The organism is Sinorhizobium terangae, assembly GCF_009601505.1.
GTDB classification, from domain to species: domain Bacteria; phylum Pseudomonadota; class Alphaproteobacteria; order Rhizobiales; family Rhizobiaceae; genus Sinorhizobium; species Sinorhizobium terangae.
On the sequence record NZ_WITC01000120.1, the window covers coordinates 116943 to 131394 of the forward strand.

14 protein-coding genes and 1 tRNA gene are annotated in these 14452 nt (G+C 61.5%); 8 read left to right on the forward strand and 7 right to left on the reverse strand.

Features of this window, described 5'->3' with window-relative positions:
* Positions 1–183 precede the first annotated feature (183 nt).
* Together GHK62_RS27900 and GHK62_RS27905 are read left to right on the forward strand one after the other, a co-directional pair.
* Positions 184–534 carry a phage tail protein gene (locus GHK62_RS27900; RefSeq protein WP_153442182.1) on the forward strand — a complete coding sequence of 117 codons (351 nt, stop codon included), beginning with the start codon at positions 184–186 and terminating at the stop codon, positions 532–534.
* 75 nt (positions 535–609) lie between these two features.
* Entirely contained in the window at positions 610–1728 is a 1119-nt protein-coding gene (locus tag GHK62_RS27905; RefSeq protein WP_153442183.1) for a hypothetical protein, read from the forward strand.
* A gap of 32 nt (positions 1729–1760) precedes the next feature.
* Here the strand turns inward: GHK62_RS27905 and GHK62_RS27910 are convergent, their stop codons facing one another.
* A complete protein-coding gene (locus GHK62_RS27910; RefSeq protein WP_153442184.1) occupies positions 1761–1907 on the reverse strand; it encodes a hypothetical protein in 147 nt (48 codons plus the stop codon).
* A 195-nt stretch (positions 1908–2102) separates the two neighbouring features.
* On the opposite strand from GHK62_RS27910, the gene GHK62_RS27915 reads away from it, so the two are divergent.
* From GHK62_RS27915 to GHK62_RS27925, 3 genes are all read left to right on the forward strand, one after another.
* Entirely contained in the window at positions 2103–2297 is a 195-nt protein-coding gene (locus tag GHK62_RS27915) for a hypothetical protein (RefSeq protein ID WP_153442185.1), read from the forward strand.
* Complete coding sequence (locus GHK62_RS27920) at positions 2297–2521, forward strand: hypothetical protein (protein ID WP_153442186.1); 225 nt, start codon at positions 2297–2299, stop codon at positions 2519–2521. Before GHK62_RS27915 ends, GHK62_RS27920 begins: the two co-directional genes overlap by 1 nt.
* Positions 2522–2746: 225 nt before the next feature.
* A complete protein-coding gene (locus tag GHK62_RS27925) occupies positions 2747–3019 on the forward strand; it encodes a hypothetical protein (RefSeq protein ID WP_153442187.1) in 273 nt (90 codons plus the stop codon).
* Between the two features lie 81 nt (positions 3020–3100).
* Here GHK62_RS27925 and GHK62_RS27930 read toward each other — a convergent pair whose 3' ends face one another.
* The 3 genes from GHK62_RS27930 to GHK62_RS27940 all read right to left on the reverse strand — a co-directional run bounded on the left by GHK62_RS27930 (position 3101) and on the right by GHK62_RS27940 (position 4414).
* Positions 3101–3718 carry a hypothetical protein gene (locus tag GHK62_RS27930; protein WP_153442188.1) on the reverse strand — a complete coding sequence of 206 codons (618 nt, stop codon included), beginning with the start codon at positions 3716–3718 and terminating at the stop codon, positions 3101–3103.
* 5 nt (positions 3719–3723) lie between these two features.
* The gene (locus GHK62_RS27935; RefSeq protein ID WP_153442189.1) at positions 3724–3954 is read right to left on the reverse strand and encodes a hypothetical protein; all 231 of its coding nucleotides are present in this window, start codon (positions 3952–3954) and stop codon (positions 3724–3726) included.
* A 385-nt stretch (positions 3955–4339) separates the two neighbouring features.
* Positions 4340–4414, reverse strand: a tRNA-Gln gene (locus GHK62_RS27940).
* A gap of 286 nt (positions 4415–4700) precedes the next feature.
* Between GHK62_RS27940 and GHK62_RS27945 the strand changes: the two genes are divergently transcribed.
* Positions 4701–5624, forward strand: a complete 924-nt coding sequence (locus GHK62_RS27945) for an MBL fold metallo-hydrolase (RefSeq protein WP_153442190.1) — start codon at positions 4701–4703, stop codon at positions 5622–5624.
* Between the two features lie 84 nt (positions 5625–5708).
* On the opposite strand, the gene GHK62_RS27950 is transcribed toward GHK62_RS27945, so the two are convergent.
* Positions 5709–6614, reverse strand: coding sequence for a DUF1499 domain-containing protein (locus GHK62_RS27950; RefSeq protein ID WP_153442191.1), 906 nt, complete (start codon positions 6612–6614; stop codon positions 5709–5711).
* Between the two features lie 259 nt (positions 6615–6873).
* Here GHK62_RS27950 and GHK62_RS27955 point away from each other — a divergent pair, with 259 nt between their 5' ends.
* Positions 6874–7260 (forward strand): hypothetical protein, encoded by a 387-nt coding sequence (locus tag GHK62_RS27955; RefSeq protein WP_153442192.1) that lies wholly within the window; start codon positions 6874–6876, stop codon positions 7258–7260.
* 290 nt (positions 7261–7550) lie between these two features.
* The gene (locus GHK62_RS27960; protein ID WP_380784888.1) at positions 7551–7850 is read left to right on the forward strand and encodes a hypothetical protein; all 300 of its coding nucleotides are present in this window, start codon (positions 7551–7553) and stop codon (positions 7848–7850) included.
* Between the two features lie 48 nt (positions 7851–7898).
* Here GHK62_RS27960 and ppdK read toward each other — a convergent pair whose 3' ends face one another.
* Positions 7899–10592 (reverse strand): pyruvate, phosphate dikinase, encoded by a 2694-nt coding sequence (gene ppdK / locus GHK62_RS27965; RefSeq protein ID WP_153442194.1) that lies wholly within the window; start codon positions 10590–10592, stop codon positions 7899–7901.
* Positions 10593–10764: 172 nt separating this feature from the next.
* A complete protein-coding gene (locus GHK62_RS27970; protein ID WP_153442195.1) occupies positions 10765–14226 on the reverse strand; it encodes a chromosome segregation SMC family protein in 3462 nt (1153 codons plus the stop codon).
* Positions 14227–14452: the final 226 nt, after the last annotated feature.

Below are 14452 nucleotides of genomic sequence, written 5' to 3' on the forward strand. Positions count from 1 at the left end.
ACAGCAGAGCGTCACCATCAATGCGCCTGTCACCGTCAACGGCAGCGCCGGCACGCCGGAACAGAACGCGGACCTTGCCGGCAAGATGGCGAAGCAGATGGAAGCGACAATGCGCGGCGTCGTCGCCGACGAACTGCGCCGGCAGATGCGCCCCGGCAACCTTTTGAACACTAGGAGCCGCTAATGCCCCTGCCGACCTTCACACCGCCCGTCGCTCCATCGCCGGGAACATCGCACGCGCCGACCGTGAATCTTTGGGAAGCGGAATTCGGCGACGGCTATTCGCAGCCGACGCCGAAGGGCATCAATCACATTCGCCGGAATGTGTCGCTGAAATGGGATGCGCTCACATACGACCAGATGCGCGCCGTTGTCGGCTTCTTTGAGGATAGGGGCGGCAATCGCCCGTTCTATTTCCAGCCCTACGGCGAACAGACGCCCCGGAAATGGACATGCAAGGAATGGACGCATTCGGCGCAACTTCCTTGGCAGGTGACGGCGACCTTTGTGCAATCGTTCACGACCGAGACCTAGCCCGCCGCGATCTTGCTATATCTTCAAAACTGAAAAGCCCCGTCTCAGTCACTACACAAGGAGACGGGGCTTTTCGTGATTGAAAGGTCGAAGGCCCTTTCGACGCTTATTATAGCAAGTTTTCAGAGCATCTCACGAAATAATCGTCGTGCCCGTGAAAATTCCGCTATAATTATAGCAACAAAAAGCCCTTCACTATTGGTTCTAGTGAAGGGCGAGAGACGCAGTCATGAAAACAACCAACGGCGAATTGGTCATGCGATGCATTATAGCAATATTTTAGAGCAGTTACACAAAAAAGTAGCGATCGACATCGATTTTCTTCTTAAGGAAATCGCCGATATGGTTGCCGGCTTTCCCGACAAAAGGGAAATGTCCGGTGCAGATCGGACGGCTATAGCCGAAGCTGAAGCCCTATTTGATAGCCTTCTGGAAGGCGTCAAACCCGCTTTTCAAAATGGCGATTTTGCAACCGATCCTGACACGCCGGATGCGGCGCAAACCCATTCGGAACAGGTGGTTCCGGCAAGCGTCGCTCAAGAGGCTATAGTATACGACCACCCCACACCCTCACGTCGCACCGCCATCAAGCACAAGCTTGCAATGTCTTCCCTTCGCGGACGCCACGCCAACAAGCTGAAGCCTGTCACGTGCAAGTTTGAGAACCTGTCAGCTTCTGATCGGCACGACGCCATTCACCTGTATGTTTCCCTTTCCGAAGCGCTGGCCTTCAGCCTTCACTTCGACCAAGTGCACCTTTCCCGCCTACAGGCTTCCGGCGATCCGGTTCGTTGCCTGTCCGACGCCATCAACAGGCTTGCCCGGAAGGTGTTCGGTTCTACGGTTCCCATGACATTCGTCTTTGAGTTTTCAGAGGCCGGAACGTTGCACGTTCATGGCGCTGCTATTCTTCAGCACAGCGACAAAGAGGTGCGCGTTACCTTCCGGCAGGTTCTCAAGCGGGCGGCTGGCGTCATTCACGGCGAAGCTGCAGCCTTCCAATTGGAGACGAAGCCGCTTCGAGACCTCCACTGGAACCGCTACTGCGAGAAAGACATGAGCCGGACGCGCGACCTTCTCGGCACCGACAAGATTTCCTTTGTGTCGCGTGAGCTTTTGACGGGCGCGCGTGCCTACCACGATCACCGCCGGGCGCTCCATAAGGCTGCACGCGGCAGGCAATCGCCACAGTGACTCAGCGGCGAGCATCTGGACCTCGCCGGCTGTCATGCGTCACCGGGCGGCAAACGCTTCTCAGCGGCGTTCTGTGAGTCTTTCCTAGCAAACCACCAAAGCCGGATTTCTCGCAGCACGGCGGGAACTGCATTGATGAGTGCGGCGATGATTAGCGTGTCGATCTGTTCAGGTGCCATTTCGATATCCCTCGATTCGGATACCAACAGCTACCCGGCGAATGGTTGCCGCCACAAAGCACACATCGAAGAAGTCAGTCAGAACTGACTGATTTGCTCGTTTATTCAATAACTTAGATGAAATTTGCTGCTTGACGGCGAGTCCCGAATGATTCACATCTCCGGGGGTTAACAACGTTCGGAGTGATTTCAGAAATGCCTAATACGCAATACCTTGAACGCATCGCATATGACCGGCTCGTTGAAGCGCTCATGTCCGCGCCGCGCGTCAATCCTTACACCGGCGAACCGGACGCCGACGCGATCAAGATCGCACTCGGAGAGTTCGGCGACATTTGGCCGGAAACGATCAGAGAGGACGCCGAAGCGGTCAGGAAGCAGGCCGCGTGATGACCAACATCCTGGACGATTACGAGGGGCTGACAGCCCCTCAAACTCATGCCGTCAATATGCTCCTGGCTGCGCAGATTGCGCGGCAGGTCGTGCCTGAATGCGCCGAAGAATTCGACCTCTCTGCATTCTTCATGGCCGGTCAGGTTTTGAAGCCTGCAGAGTTCGGACAGGCGAAGGCGGTTGTTAGCAAGCTCTTGGATCGAATTCGCGGTGCAAGCTAGAAGGAAGCCGCCATGACCTTCACCGAAATCTACACAACGACCGGCCTTGTAATCCTTGCGGTCGCCGTAGCGATGATTGCCTACAAGAAGCTCAAATGCCGGCTACAGGCGCGTCGCCAAAAGCGACTGTAACAATACGTGATCGCAATCTTCCTCTGTTCCTACGAACGAACGCTATAGCGCGAGAAACGGCAAGGGGCCGGTGACAGAAATCAGGAGATTGCAATGAAGATCGATCCGGCGTGCGCGCCCAACCACAAGGGCATTGCCGACTTTAAAGGCCTCACCGGCCCACAGTCGCAAATAATGGCTTTGATACTGGCTGCGAAGATCGCAGGGCGCGAAGTCCCAGAGCTTGCCTCAGAATTTGAGTTCGCGGCAGGCTTTGCGGCGGGAGCGATAGACGCTATGGGACCGATTGACAGCGCCGGGTATCAACTTGCGAAAAAGGCTGCGCAAGAGCTTTTTGACGTTTACCGGAACGCCGAAACCGCCTGATCCGTCCGACACGAAACAGAAAGCCCGCCTGTAAAGATCGGCGGGCAATTCATCCGCTCATTGCGCGCAGACGGTATAATCTTACGGGATTTCAAATAGAAGCGGCTCTATCTGGTGGGCATAGTTGATCCAGATGTCCACATACGGCAACGGCAGATGGCAGAAGGCGGCAACTTCTTCAATGGTTCGACTGCCATTGTCTATCGACTCTTTCATGCGCTGCCTAAGCGGCGCCGGAAGGAGAACCGCCATTGCCCGAAATGGACCGAAATGATCGTTAAGAGCAGGCTCAAACGGGCTGCCGCTGAGCTGATTCGTAATAATCGACGGGATCAGTCTCGCCAGCTTCTCCGGCGTATCAACACATGAACCGTTCGCGTCAAAGACGTGAATTACTTCTTTGACAATTACGAGGCGTTTCCAATCGTCTTCAAGGTCAAGCCCGTAAAAGATATCTGTATAGATATCGTATTCTTGGGAATATACGCCGCCAGTATTGATTGCGCGCCGGCGGAATGCTCCCCGAAAGCTTTTGCTGCCCCTGTCTACACCGTGCAGAGCAATATTCTTATGATCAGTGTTCTCTCTAATCCACGCCAATACTTGGTTTACGTGAACTGGGAGTTGAACTTCTGCTGAAAACGAATCGACGAGAGCCTTGTAGCTCTCGTCGATAGCGAAAATGCGATTGTGATGCAACTGAATTAGGCGGTCATCAAAAACCTATCCACGTGCGCTCTCGTGGTCGACTCGTGGAACCATTCCGACTTCTCTGACTGTCCGGAATCGGCCTGCACGAATGCCGCATGAACATCCTTGCAGAATTCTTCCACGGTCACGGCCTGCTCCCCGGGAAAGAATTTCAGGTCAATGATCTTTGAACCCTCAGTTCCTTCGGGAAACAGCAATTTTGTGAGACGGTCCATCTCTCTCATAAGCTATCTCCTTGTGGTTTTGGTTAAAATGTAGCACGGGTGCTCATCGTATCGATCTTTCGTTATCGAAAGATTGATACGCTGCTCGATATCCCTTATTTCTACACCTCTTTGTTGAATTAGATGCCCTATTGTCAAGACGGTTTCAAGACGGTTGCAGCGAATTTGTTGCATATTTTGCAACTGCGACAAACGCGCCACTAACGCATTCTGCCCGCATAATGTTGCATTCAAAATTATTCGCATGCGGTGATGATCTCGCCGCTGACGGTGCGCGTTCATGGCCGCATACAACGCGCATAGCACGTGTATCATCCGCAAGGCTGTAACACTTAGCTCTCGCTAATGTATGCTAACCGATTGAAAACACACCAACATTGGAGGTTGGCTGGGGCGCCTGGATTCGAACCAGGGAATGGCGGTACCAAAAACCGCTGCCTTACCGCTTGGCTACGCCCCAACTTAAGCTGGCGAGAAATCGCCGTGCCAAATCGAGCGCCTGATTAGCAAAGCTCGTCGCCCGTCACAATGCTTAACTTCGCCTTCGACGCAGAATTCTTTCGCCCGCCTTCAGCCGGTTCGACGCACGCGGCCGACATTGGCGCAAACTTCCAGCGCCGGGAGTGGTTTCTTCCCATGGCCCTTTGGCCTATTGTCGCGGCGCGCCTGCGCAATGTGATGAAGGCAGGCGCGGAGCCGACAGTCATCATCGAGATCGAGTACACGTGAAAGCCAGGAAGAGACGTATGCAGGGACCGGATTTCGACCTCGACTTCAAGCCGGCTCACGGTGAGGCGGTGCCTGTTGCCGACGGCGTGCAGCGCATTACGGTCAACAATCCCGGTCCCTTCACGTTCCACGGAACGAATAGCTATATCGTCGGCAAAGGTTCGGTCGCAGTGATCGATCCGGGACCCGACGACGACGCACATTTCCGTGCCCTGATGGCCGCGCTCGATGGCCGTGAGGTGACGCACATCGCCGTCAGCCATACACACCGCGATCATTCCCCCCTCGCCCGGCGGCTGAAGGCCGCGACCGGGGCCACGATCGTTGCCGAAGGACCGCACCGCGCGGCCCGCCCCTTGCATGCCGGCGAAACCAATCCCTTCGCCGAAAGCTCGGACATGGATTTCATGCCCGACATCGCGCTTTCCGAAGGCGGGCGGGTCGAGGGCGACGGCTGGGGCCTGACGGCCGTGATGACGCCTGGCCACACCGCAAATCACGCCGCTTTCGCGCTCGACGGCACCGGCATCCTCTTTTCCGCCGACCATGTTATGGCCTGGGCGACGAGCATCGTCGCACCCCCGGACGGCGCCATGGCCGACTATATGGCCTCGCTCGAAAAGCTGATGCAGCGGGACGATCGGCTCTATCTGCCGGGCCATGGCGGTCCGGTCACCGACCCAGGGGCATTCCTCCGCGCACTTCGGGCACACCGCAAGATGCGCGAGCGCTCCGTGCTTGAACGCATCCGCGCCGGTGACCGAAAGATCCCGGACATGGTGAAGGTGATCTACGCTTCCACCGACCCGCGTCTCCATGGGGCCGCGGCACTTTCAGTGCTGGCGCATCTCGAAGACCTCGTGGAACAGGGCCGCGTCGAGACCGACGGTCCGCCGTCGCTCTTCGGCGACTATCGGCTCGTGCCGGGCGGCGCCGGCTGACTGCTGCATGTTGCAGTCGCTTAAAGTGCTGCAGCGCCCTTTGCACGTCTGATAGGACGCGCGGCGCTGTAGCCGGCAGTGCGGTCAATCGCCGGCAATGCCCAGAAGTTCGGCGTCAAGCGCCCGCAGGAACTCCTCGGCAAAGGCGGCGCCCATGCCGAGATCATGGGCGCCATAACGAGAGGCCACGCGCACATCGACGAAAGTGGTCTCCGCCTCCTCCCGGAGCCTGATCAGTACATCGAAGCGGAAGCCGACAATAAGCGTACGCCATTCGCCCTGCAGCACGACGTCGGTGGAGCGCCTTCCTGGAAGCGGGTCGAAATCCGGCGCGGGACGCGCAGCCGGAACCGGAATGACGTCCGGCTCTCTGTTCGTGTCCGCCCCAGCGCCGCCCTGAACCGCCAGATCCCCGAGGTCCGCGCGGGCGTTCTCGACGCCGAGTTCCGCCGTGGTGGCGATACGCGTTTCCCCGGCGACCTTGCGCACGCCCTGGAATACGCGGTCGAGGGCGCCGTCGTAACGCCTCCCCGTCAATCCCGGATAGGCGGCGATTTGCGCCTCCCGATCCTGCGGCGTGACCGTCGGGCTTCGCGTGAGCCAACTCCTTTCCGCCACAGGAGTCTTGATCCACGGTGGCGGTGTCACCGTGTCGGTCGTGACATCGTAGATCTTGGGCCGCATCAGATATTGCACGGCGCCGAAGCCGAAGAAGCCGAGCGGAGGGGCGGCATAGGCAAGCGCCGACAGCGACGCGATGCCGCCGATCGCCGCCACCTGCCAAAGGCGCGTGAGCCCGATCGCCGCAAGCAGCACGCCAGCCAGAGCAAAAACGCCCGACAGTGAGGCAAGCGCCAGAAAATGCGGTGTGGTCAACGGACCGAAACGGTGCGCCAGCAGCGACAGCGCAAAGATTGCAAATGCGATGCGGGCGAGCCCGCGCGCCCAGTGCGCGGCGTAGGAATAGGGACGCTCGTAGCGGATAATCATCTAACGGAATCAATCCCCGAAGCGGAACAGACCACGGCCTTCTTAGACCATGGCGCCAAGCGTGGGAACAGCCAATGCTCGCCCATCTGCCGACGAAAACTGCGCTTGCGGCGGTGCCGCAAATTCGCCATTCTCGTTAAACAGGTATTTCGGCATTAAGGATTCTCGCCAAACGTTTTCCGGCGGGAAGGAGTTCAACCGGAGGCATCGGCCGGCGTCGACAGTGAACAACGCGCGGCAATCAATCGGAGAGGATATCATGGTCGCACCGGAAACAAGCGTGACGAAGGCTGCCCCCACCCTCCTGCCTCAACCCGGCGACGCTGCCATACCGATGGCACTGCTCGAACTGGAACTTTCTCTCGATGGCTTTTCCGGAACCAAGGATGAATTTTCCGCCTTTGTGCGCACGGTCGCTGCCGATATCGGTGGCGAGCTGCTTTTCACTCTGCCTGCCTCCGGTCTGATCGAGGATTGCCTCACGATCGCCGCCATTCGTTACAGCGATGCCGGAAAGGCGCCGACGATCCTGTTCGTCTGCCTTGGCGGAGACGGAACCGAGATCCGCGTCGAGCAGCCAGGCGCGCAAACCGCGGATCTGAAAAGCTTTGCCGAGGCCTTTGTCGGCGTCCTCGAGCGAATCTGAACAACGGCCCAACGGCGGTTGACCGGTCGGCAGCGGCGGGCGCATGATATCGCGGCCTAATTGAACTGCGCCTTGCGGACTTGCTTTATGCGTTACCGGTGCATGCTTGTGCCCTCTGCGTGCAGAAGCGCGACGAACCCTCTCCCTCGCCCCGCCGTGAATATGCCCCGCCTTTCGGCCGATCTTTGTTCCCGCACGCCGGCGCCGGCGGCCCGCACCAAGATCGGCGCTACGCAACATCTGCTGTGCTCGATTGATCGTCGCGTGCCGCGCGTGTCGATTTGAGCGGGATGAGGAAAAGTGCGATCCAGGAGGTAGTGATGAAACCTTTGAGACTGCTGACCCTCGCCGCGGCTGGGCTGCTGCTTGTCGCGTGCCAGACGCCGGAGGAACGGCGGGCGGCCGACAGCAACACCTGTGCTTCCTACGGCTTCCGCCGCGGTACCGATGCCTTCGCCACCTGCCTGCAACGCATCGAACTCGACCGCCGCGCCGAGGCGCGCAGCATGCGCTACAGCAACGACCTAATGATGTGGGGTTGGAGCCGGCCGATCGTCGTCGAGCGGCCTCTGATCGTCAGGCCGAAATGATGCTGGCCAACAAGGTGTTCCCGACTTACGGACACGGGGCGGCAGAAATCAGCTCGCTGCCGCCGCGGTCTCGGTTTTGCCGCTGACGTTGATCGCCGCCTGCGCCGCTGCCAGCCGGGCGATCGGCACGCGGAACGGCGAACAGGAAACATAGTCGAGACCCGCCTCCTCGCAGAAGCGGATGGACGCAGGATCGCCGCCATGTTCACCGCATATCCCGAGTTTCAAGCCGTTCTTGGTCCGCCGGCCGCGCTCGGTCGCAATCTGGATCAGTTCACCGACACCGTCGAAATCGAGAGAAACGAACGGATCCTGCTCGATGATGCCCTTCTGCTGGTAGGTGGCGAGAAACAGGGCGGCGTCATCGCGAGAGATGCCGAAGGTGGTCTGCGTCAGGTCGTTGGTACCGAAGGAGAAGAAATCAGCCGACTCGGCAATCGTGTCGGCCCGGAGCGCCGCGCGGGGCAGCTCGATCATCGTGCCGATCAGGTAGTCGATATTCACGCCGGCCTCGCCGATGACGTCCTTCGCCACGGCCTCTATGCGTTCCTTGACGTAGTCGAGCTCGGAGCGAAGCCCTACGAGCGGAACCATAATCTCCGGGACCACGGCAGCACCGGTCTTGTGCGCGGCCTCGACCGCGGCCTCGAAGATCGCGCGCGCCTGCATTTCGGCAATTTCCGGATAGGAAATCGCCAAACGGCATCCGCGATGCCCAAGCATCGGGTTGAACTCGTGCAGAGCGTCGACCCGTTGGCGCAGCTCCGAAGGATCGATCGAGAGGACCCCCGCGACGTCGGCGATCTCGTCGTCCGTCTTCGGCAGGAACTCGTGGAGCGGCGGGTCAAGAAGACGGATCGTGACCGGCAGGCCGTGCATGATCGAGAAGAGCTCGATGAAATCCGAGCGCTGCATCGGCAGCAGTTTGGCGAGCGCCTTGCGCCGGCCCGCCTCGTTCTCAGCGAGAATCATCTCGCGCATCACATTGATGCGGTCGTCCTCGAAGAACATATGCTCGGTGCGGCAGAGGCCGATGCCTTCGGCGCCGAAGGAACGGGCGGCGCGCGCATCCGCCGGCGTTTCGGCGTTGGTGCGAACGGTCATCCGGCGGCTCTGATCGGCCCATTCCATGATCCGGCCGAAATCGCCCGAAAGCTCGGGCTGAAGCATCGGGATTTCGCCCTTCAGCACCTGGCCGGAAGACCCGTCGATCGTGATGATGTCGCCCTTCTTCAGTGTCACGCTCGCGGCAATCAGGAGCTCGTTGCGCGGGTCGACGCGGATATTGCCCGCCCCGGATACGCAAGGCGTCCCCATGCCGCGGGCAACGACTGCCGCATGGCTGGTCATGCCTCCGCGGGTTGTCAGGATACCCTGCGCCGCATGCATGCCGTGGATATCCTCGGGGCTCGTCTCGATGCGGACCAGAATGACCTTGCGCCCCTCCTTGACGGCCTGGACCGCCTCCTCGGAGGAGAAGACGATCTCGCCGGTTGCCGCGCCCGGCGAGGCCGGCAGACCGGAACCGATGATGTCTCGCCGCGCATGGGGGTCGATCGTCGGATGCAGGAGCTGGTCGAGCGAGGCTGGGTCGATCCGCGCCACGGCCTCGTTCTTGGAAATGAGCCCCTGTTCGGCCATGTCGACCGCAATCCTCAGGGCCGCCTTGGCGGTGCGCTTGCCCGACCGGGTCTGCAGCATCCATAGCTTGCCGCGCTCGATCGTGAATTCCAGGTCCTGCATGTCGCGGTAATGCCGCTCGAGCTTGCTGCAGATCGCCTCGAATTCGGCGAAAGCCTCGGGCATCAGCTTTTCCAGAGACGGCTTGTCGGAGCCCGACGCGATGCGTGCGGCCTCGGTGATGTTCTGCGGCGTGCGAATGCCGGCGACGACGTCCTCGCCCTGGGCGTTCACCAGAAACTCGCCATAGAGCTCGCTCTCGCCCGTCGATGGATTGCGGGTGAAGGCGACGCCTGTCGCCGACGAATTTCCGAGGTTGCCGAAGACCATCGCCTGCACGTTGACCGCAGTACCCCAACCGGCCGGAATTCCGTGAAGATGCCGGTAGGTTATCGCGCGCGGGTTCATCCAGCTCGAAAAGACCGCGCCGATCGCGCCCCAGAGCTGAACCTCGGGATCCTGCGGAAAGGGCTCGCCAAGCACCTCTTCGATCGCTTCCTTGAAGCGCGAAATGACGTGCTGCCACTCGACGGCCGAAAGTTCCGTGTCCTGCTCGTGGCCAAGCCGCCCCTTCTCGTCCTCCAGGATTTCCTCGAAGACCTCGTGGTCGACGCCCATGACGACATCACCATACATCTGGATGAAGCGCCGGTAACTGTCCCAGGCGAAGCGCGCATCGCCGGCGTCGTGCCCGAGTGCATGCACGGACTTGTCGTTGAGGCCAAGATTGAGAACCGTGTCCATCATGCCGGGCATCGACGCGCGCGCTCCGGAACGGACGGACAGGAGAAGCGGACGGACCGTGTCACCGAAGGTGCGGCCGGTAATTTTTTCCATTCGGGTAATGCCCTCCCGCACCTGCTCGCGCAGGCCGTCGGGCATGGCCCTGTCATTTTCGAAATAGCTGTTGCAGGCATCCGTGACGATCGTAAGCCCGGGCGGCACCGGCAGGCCGAGATTGCACATCTCCGCGAGGTTTGCTCCCTTGCCGCCGAGCTTGTTGCGATCCCCCGCACGCCCTTCGGCCTTGCCTCCGCCGAAGGTATATACCCATTTCGTCATGCCTGCTCTCCACCCAGAAACAGCTTTGATGACGGTCTACAGTATATGTTTCGGACTGAAAATGCACTCGACGAAGATTTTTGCTGCGGTGCATCAAAATTGAAACGAACACCAGGCCAAGCCAAGACAGCCGCGTCATTCGACGTCGCCTGACCTAGTTGCGGCGGGCTGTTCAGACCACTTCCCGCAGGCGTTCGGCCGTCTGCAGGTCGACGGAGACGAGTTGCGAGACGCCCTGCTCGGCCATGGTAACGCCGAAGAGACGATTCATGCGCGCCATGGTGATCGGGTTATGGGTGATGATGATGAAGCGGGTCTCGGTCGAGGCCGCCATTTCGTCCATCAGGTTGCAATAGCGCTCGACATTGTGGTCGTCGAGCGGGGCGTCGACTTCGTCAAGCACGCAGATCGGAGCCGGATTGGTGAGGAAGACGGCGAAGATCAGCGCCATCGCCGTCAGCGCCTGCTCGCCGCCCGAGAGCAGCGTCATCGTCTGCGGCTTCTTGCCGGGCGGACGGGCGAGGATCTCGAGGCCGGCCTCCAGCGGATCGTCGCTCTCGATCAGTTGCAGTTCCGCGGTACCGCCGCCGAAGAGGTGGGTGAACAGCCGCTGGAACTGCCCGTTGACCACATCGAAGGCGGCGATCAGCCGCTCGCGCCCCTCGCGATTGAGGTTCTGGATGGCGCTGCGGAGCTTACGGATCGCCTCGATGACGTCGTCGCGCTCCTTGAGAATCGCCGCCAGGCGTTCGGAGAGCTCCTTCTGCTCTTCCTCAGCGCGAAGATTGACGGCGCCGAGCCGTTCCCGCTCGACCTTCAGCCTTTCGAGTTCGCGCTCGATGCCGTGCATGCCGGGCAGTGCCTCATCGGCGGCGAGCCCGGTCAGGCGCATCACTTCATGCGGCGCGCAGGCAAGGCCCTCGTGAATGCGCGCCTCGATCTCGACGCGACGCTCGCGGGCCGAGACCAGGCGCTCTTCCGCGCGACCGCGCTTTTCCCGGGCCTCGGCTAGATCCGAAAGCGCAGCAGCGGCAGCTCGATCCGCCTCCCGCTGGCGGCCTTCAGCTTCGGCGAGAACGTCGGCCGCTTCGCGGCGCGAAGCCTCCGCCTTCTGCAGTTCGTTCATCAACGCGCGGCGCTTGTCCTCGAACTCATCGGGCGCATCCACCAACTCCTCGACTTCGTCCCGCGCTTCCGCCTCGCGCTCGCGCAGCGTACCGATGTGTTCCTCGGCACTGGCCGCCCTCGCCCGCCACGTCTCGCGCTCCGCAGCGATTGCCGAAAGGCGGCGCAAGCGCATCTCGTTCTCGCGGGCGAGGCTATCATGGGCAGCACGCGCCTCCGCGACTGCGGCGCGATCGGCGGCAACCGCCGTCGTCTGGTTGCGCAGATTGAGCTCAAGTTCGGAGAGATCCGGGGTTGTGGCGAGCGCGTCGTTGGCCGCCTCGATCTGTTCTGCCGCCTCCTCGACCTGCCCCTGCAGTTGAAGCTTGGTTTCGGCAAGAACGGCGCGGCGGCGGGCGAGATCGCCCGAGGCACGCTCGGCTGCAGCCAGCGCTTCCCGCGCCTCGGCAAGTTGACGGCCGATCATGCGTTGGGCATCGCGCGCAAGTCGCAGCCGCTCATCCTCGGCACGGATGCGTGCACCGGCCGCGGTGAGATCGGCTTCGGCCCGCCGCAGCGCTTCGGTCGCATCCTCGGTCTCGCTCTCGAGTTCGAGAAGCCGGTTCTTCTGCGCGAGCCGCAAGGCTGCGGCGCTCGGTGCCTCCGACCCCGTCACGTGCCCGTCCCAGCGCCAGACCGCGCCTTCCTTTGTCACAAGGCGCTGGCCGGTCTTCAAAAGCGGTAGCAGGCGCTCCGCCTCCGCTTCGCTTTCGATGATCCCGATCTGGCCAAGCGCCCGCTTGAGCGCATCCGGCGCGCGTACATAGCCGTCAAGCGGCACGGCACCCGCCGGTAAGGGCGGATCGGCAGAATGATCGCCGGGCATTCGCCAATGTGCGGGCGCCGCCTGATCCAAAGGCGAATCGAGGTCGTCGCCGAGCGCCGCACCAAGGGCCGTCTCGAAGCCGCGTTCGACCTTCATCTCCTCGACGATCGCCGGATAGGCGCCGCCGCCGGCCGCCTCCAGCATCCGGCGGATCGTGCGTGCCTCGGCTTCGATGCCGTTCAACGCCGCACGCGCCTCATCGACCGGCGGGCGGGCAGCAGCCTCGTCGGCGCGAGCGTCGGTGAGCGCCTCCTCAATGGAGACGACAGCCGCTTCGGCTTCATCGAGCGCAGCCTCCGCGACCTCCACCTGTCCCTGCTTTTCATGCGGATCGGGAAGCGCGGCCATCTGCCGGTCGAGATCATCGAGGTCGCGCGTCTGGTCGGAAAGCTGGCGGACGAGGCGCGCCTGGCGTTCTGAGAGATCGCGAAGCGTTCTTTCGATCTGATTACGACCCGCCTGCGCCTCGGCACGCTCGGCCGTCAGCCGTGCGAGCTCGGCTTCGCTGATCGCCAAAGCCTCGTTGGCAGCATCGAGCCGTTCGCGCGTCTCGCCGGCGCGGTCATCCGCCTCCGCCAGCACGTCACGAAGCTCCGCTTCCTCCTCGTCGAGGCGTGCGAGAATGCCGGCATTGTCTGCAACCAGCCGCTCCTCGCGCGCAATATCCTCGGCGAGTTGCGCCAGACGGCGCTGCAATTCATCGCGGCGCCTGAGGATCCGGCCGGCATCCTCTTCAAGCTGCGAACGGGCGATCTGCAGGCGCTGTAGCGCCGCCGCGAGTTTGGCCTCGTTCTCGCGCAACTCCGGCAGTTTGAGGCTCGCGATCGCTTGTGCCTTCGCCGCTTCCATCTGTATTTGCGCCTTTTCGGCGACCACAGCGGTGATCTGGTTCAACTGGCTTGTCGCCTCGGCTTCCGCCTCTTTGGCCTGCACCCAGCGGATATGGAAGAGGATCGCCTCGTGCCGGCGAATATCGGCCGACAGCATCTTGAAGCGGTTGGCCTGGCGGGACTGGCGCTTCAGGCTCTCGATCTGGCTTTCGAGCTGGGACGTCACGTCGTCGAGCCGCTCGAGATTGGTCTCGGCCGCCCGCAAGCGCAGTTCCGCCTCATGGCGGCGGGAATGCAGGCCGGAGATACCGGCCGCCTCTTCGAGCAGCTGACGGCGGGCCTGAGGCTTGGCGGCGATCAGTTCGCCGATCCGCCCCTGCCCGACCATCGATGGCGAGCGGGCGCCGGTCGATGCGTCGGCAAACAGCAGCTGCACGTCCTTGGCACGCGCTTCCTTGCCGTTGATGCGGTAGACCGAACCCTGCTCGCGCTCGATGCGGCGGGTCACCTGGATCTCGTCGCTGTCGTTGAAGGCGGCAGGCGCCGTGCGATCGGCGTTGTCGAGATAGAGACCTACTTCAGCGGTGTTGCGCGCCGGCCGGTTGCCCGAGCCGGAAAAGATCACGTCGTCCATGCCGGAGGCGCGCATGTTCTTGTAGGAGTTTTCGCCCATCACCCAGCGCAGCGCCTCGACAAGGTTCGACTTGCCGCAGCCGTTTGGCCCGACGACGCCGGTCAGGCCGCGCTCGATAACGAATTCGGTCGGTTCGACGAAGGACTTGAAGCCGAGCAGGCGGAGCTTGTTGAACTTCATGGGCGGGACGCTGGGGCGGACGGCAGGTACCCCCCTCTGCCGAATACATCGGCTGCAGGAGCCGTGCGGTACCCCCCTCTGCCCTGCCGGGCATCTCCCCCACAAGGAGGGAGATTGGCCAGAAGCGCAGCCCTGCCCCGCGATAACATCGCGTGTGCCGAGACCACGCCAGGGATGAACCAATACGGTGGCCTGCTGGTGAAGCGGGGCGTTGCCGCTCGCCGAT

What these genes read in the sequence shown, in the direction of transcription:
- GHK62_RS27900 (WP_153442182.1), top strand. Translation starts at nt 184, where the DNA reads ATGCCCCTGCCGACCTTCACACCGCCCGTCGCTCCATCGCCGGGAACA.
- GHK62_RS27910 (WP_153442184.1), bottom strand. Translation starts at nt 1,907, where the DNA reads ATGGCACCTGAACAGATCGACACGCTAATCATCGCCGCACTCATCAAT.
- GHK62_RS27915 (WP_153442185.1), top strand. Translation starts at nt 2,103, where the DNA reads ATGCCTAATACGCAATACCTTGAACGCATCGCATATGACCGGCTCGTT.
- GHK62_RS27920 (WP_153442186.1), top strand. Translation starts at nt 2,297, where the DNA reads ATGACCAACATCCTGGACGATTACGAGGGGCTGACAGCCCCTCAAACT.
- GHK62_RS27925 (WP_153442187.1), top strand. Translation starts at nt 2,747, where the DNA reads ATGAAGATCGATCCGGCGTGCGCGCCCAACCACAAGGGCATTGCCGAC.
- GHK62_RS27935 (WP_153442189.1), bottom strand. Translation starts at nt 3,954, where the DNA reads ATGAGAGAGATGGACCGTCTCACAAAATTGCTGTTTCCCGAAGGAACT.
- GHK62_RS27945 (WP_153442190.1), top strand. Translation starts at nt 4,701, where the DNA reads ATGCAGGGACCGGATTTCGACCTCGACTTCAAGCCGGCTCACGGTGAG.
- GHK62_RS27950 (WP_153442191.1), bottom strand. Translation starts at nt 6,614, where the DNA reads ATGATTATCCGCTACGAGCGTCCCTATTCCTACGCCGCGCACTGGGCG.
- GHK62_RS27955 (WP_153442192.1), top strand. Translation starts at nt 6,874, where the DNA reads ATGGTCGCACCGGAAACAAGCGTGACGAAGGCTGCCCCCACCCTCCTG.
- GHK62_RS27960 (WP_380784888.1), top strand. Translation starts at nt 7,551, where the DNA reads ATGAGGAAAAGTGCGATCCAGGAGGTAGTGATGAAACCTTTGAGACTG.
- ppdK (WP_153442194.1), bottom strand. Translation starts at nt 10,592, where the DNA reads ATGACGAAATGGGTATATACCTTCGGCGGAGGCAAGGCCGAAGGGCGT.
- GHK62_RS27970 (WP_153442195.1), bottom strand. Translation starts at nt 14,226, where the DNA reads ATGAAGTTCAACAAGCTCCGCCTGCTCGGCTTCAAGTCCTTCGTCGAA.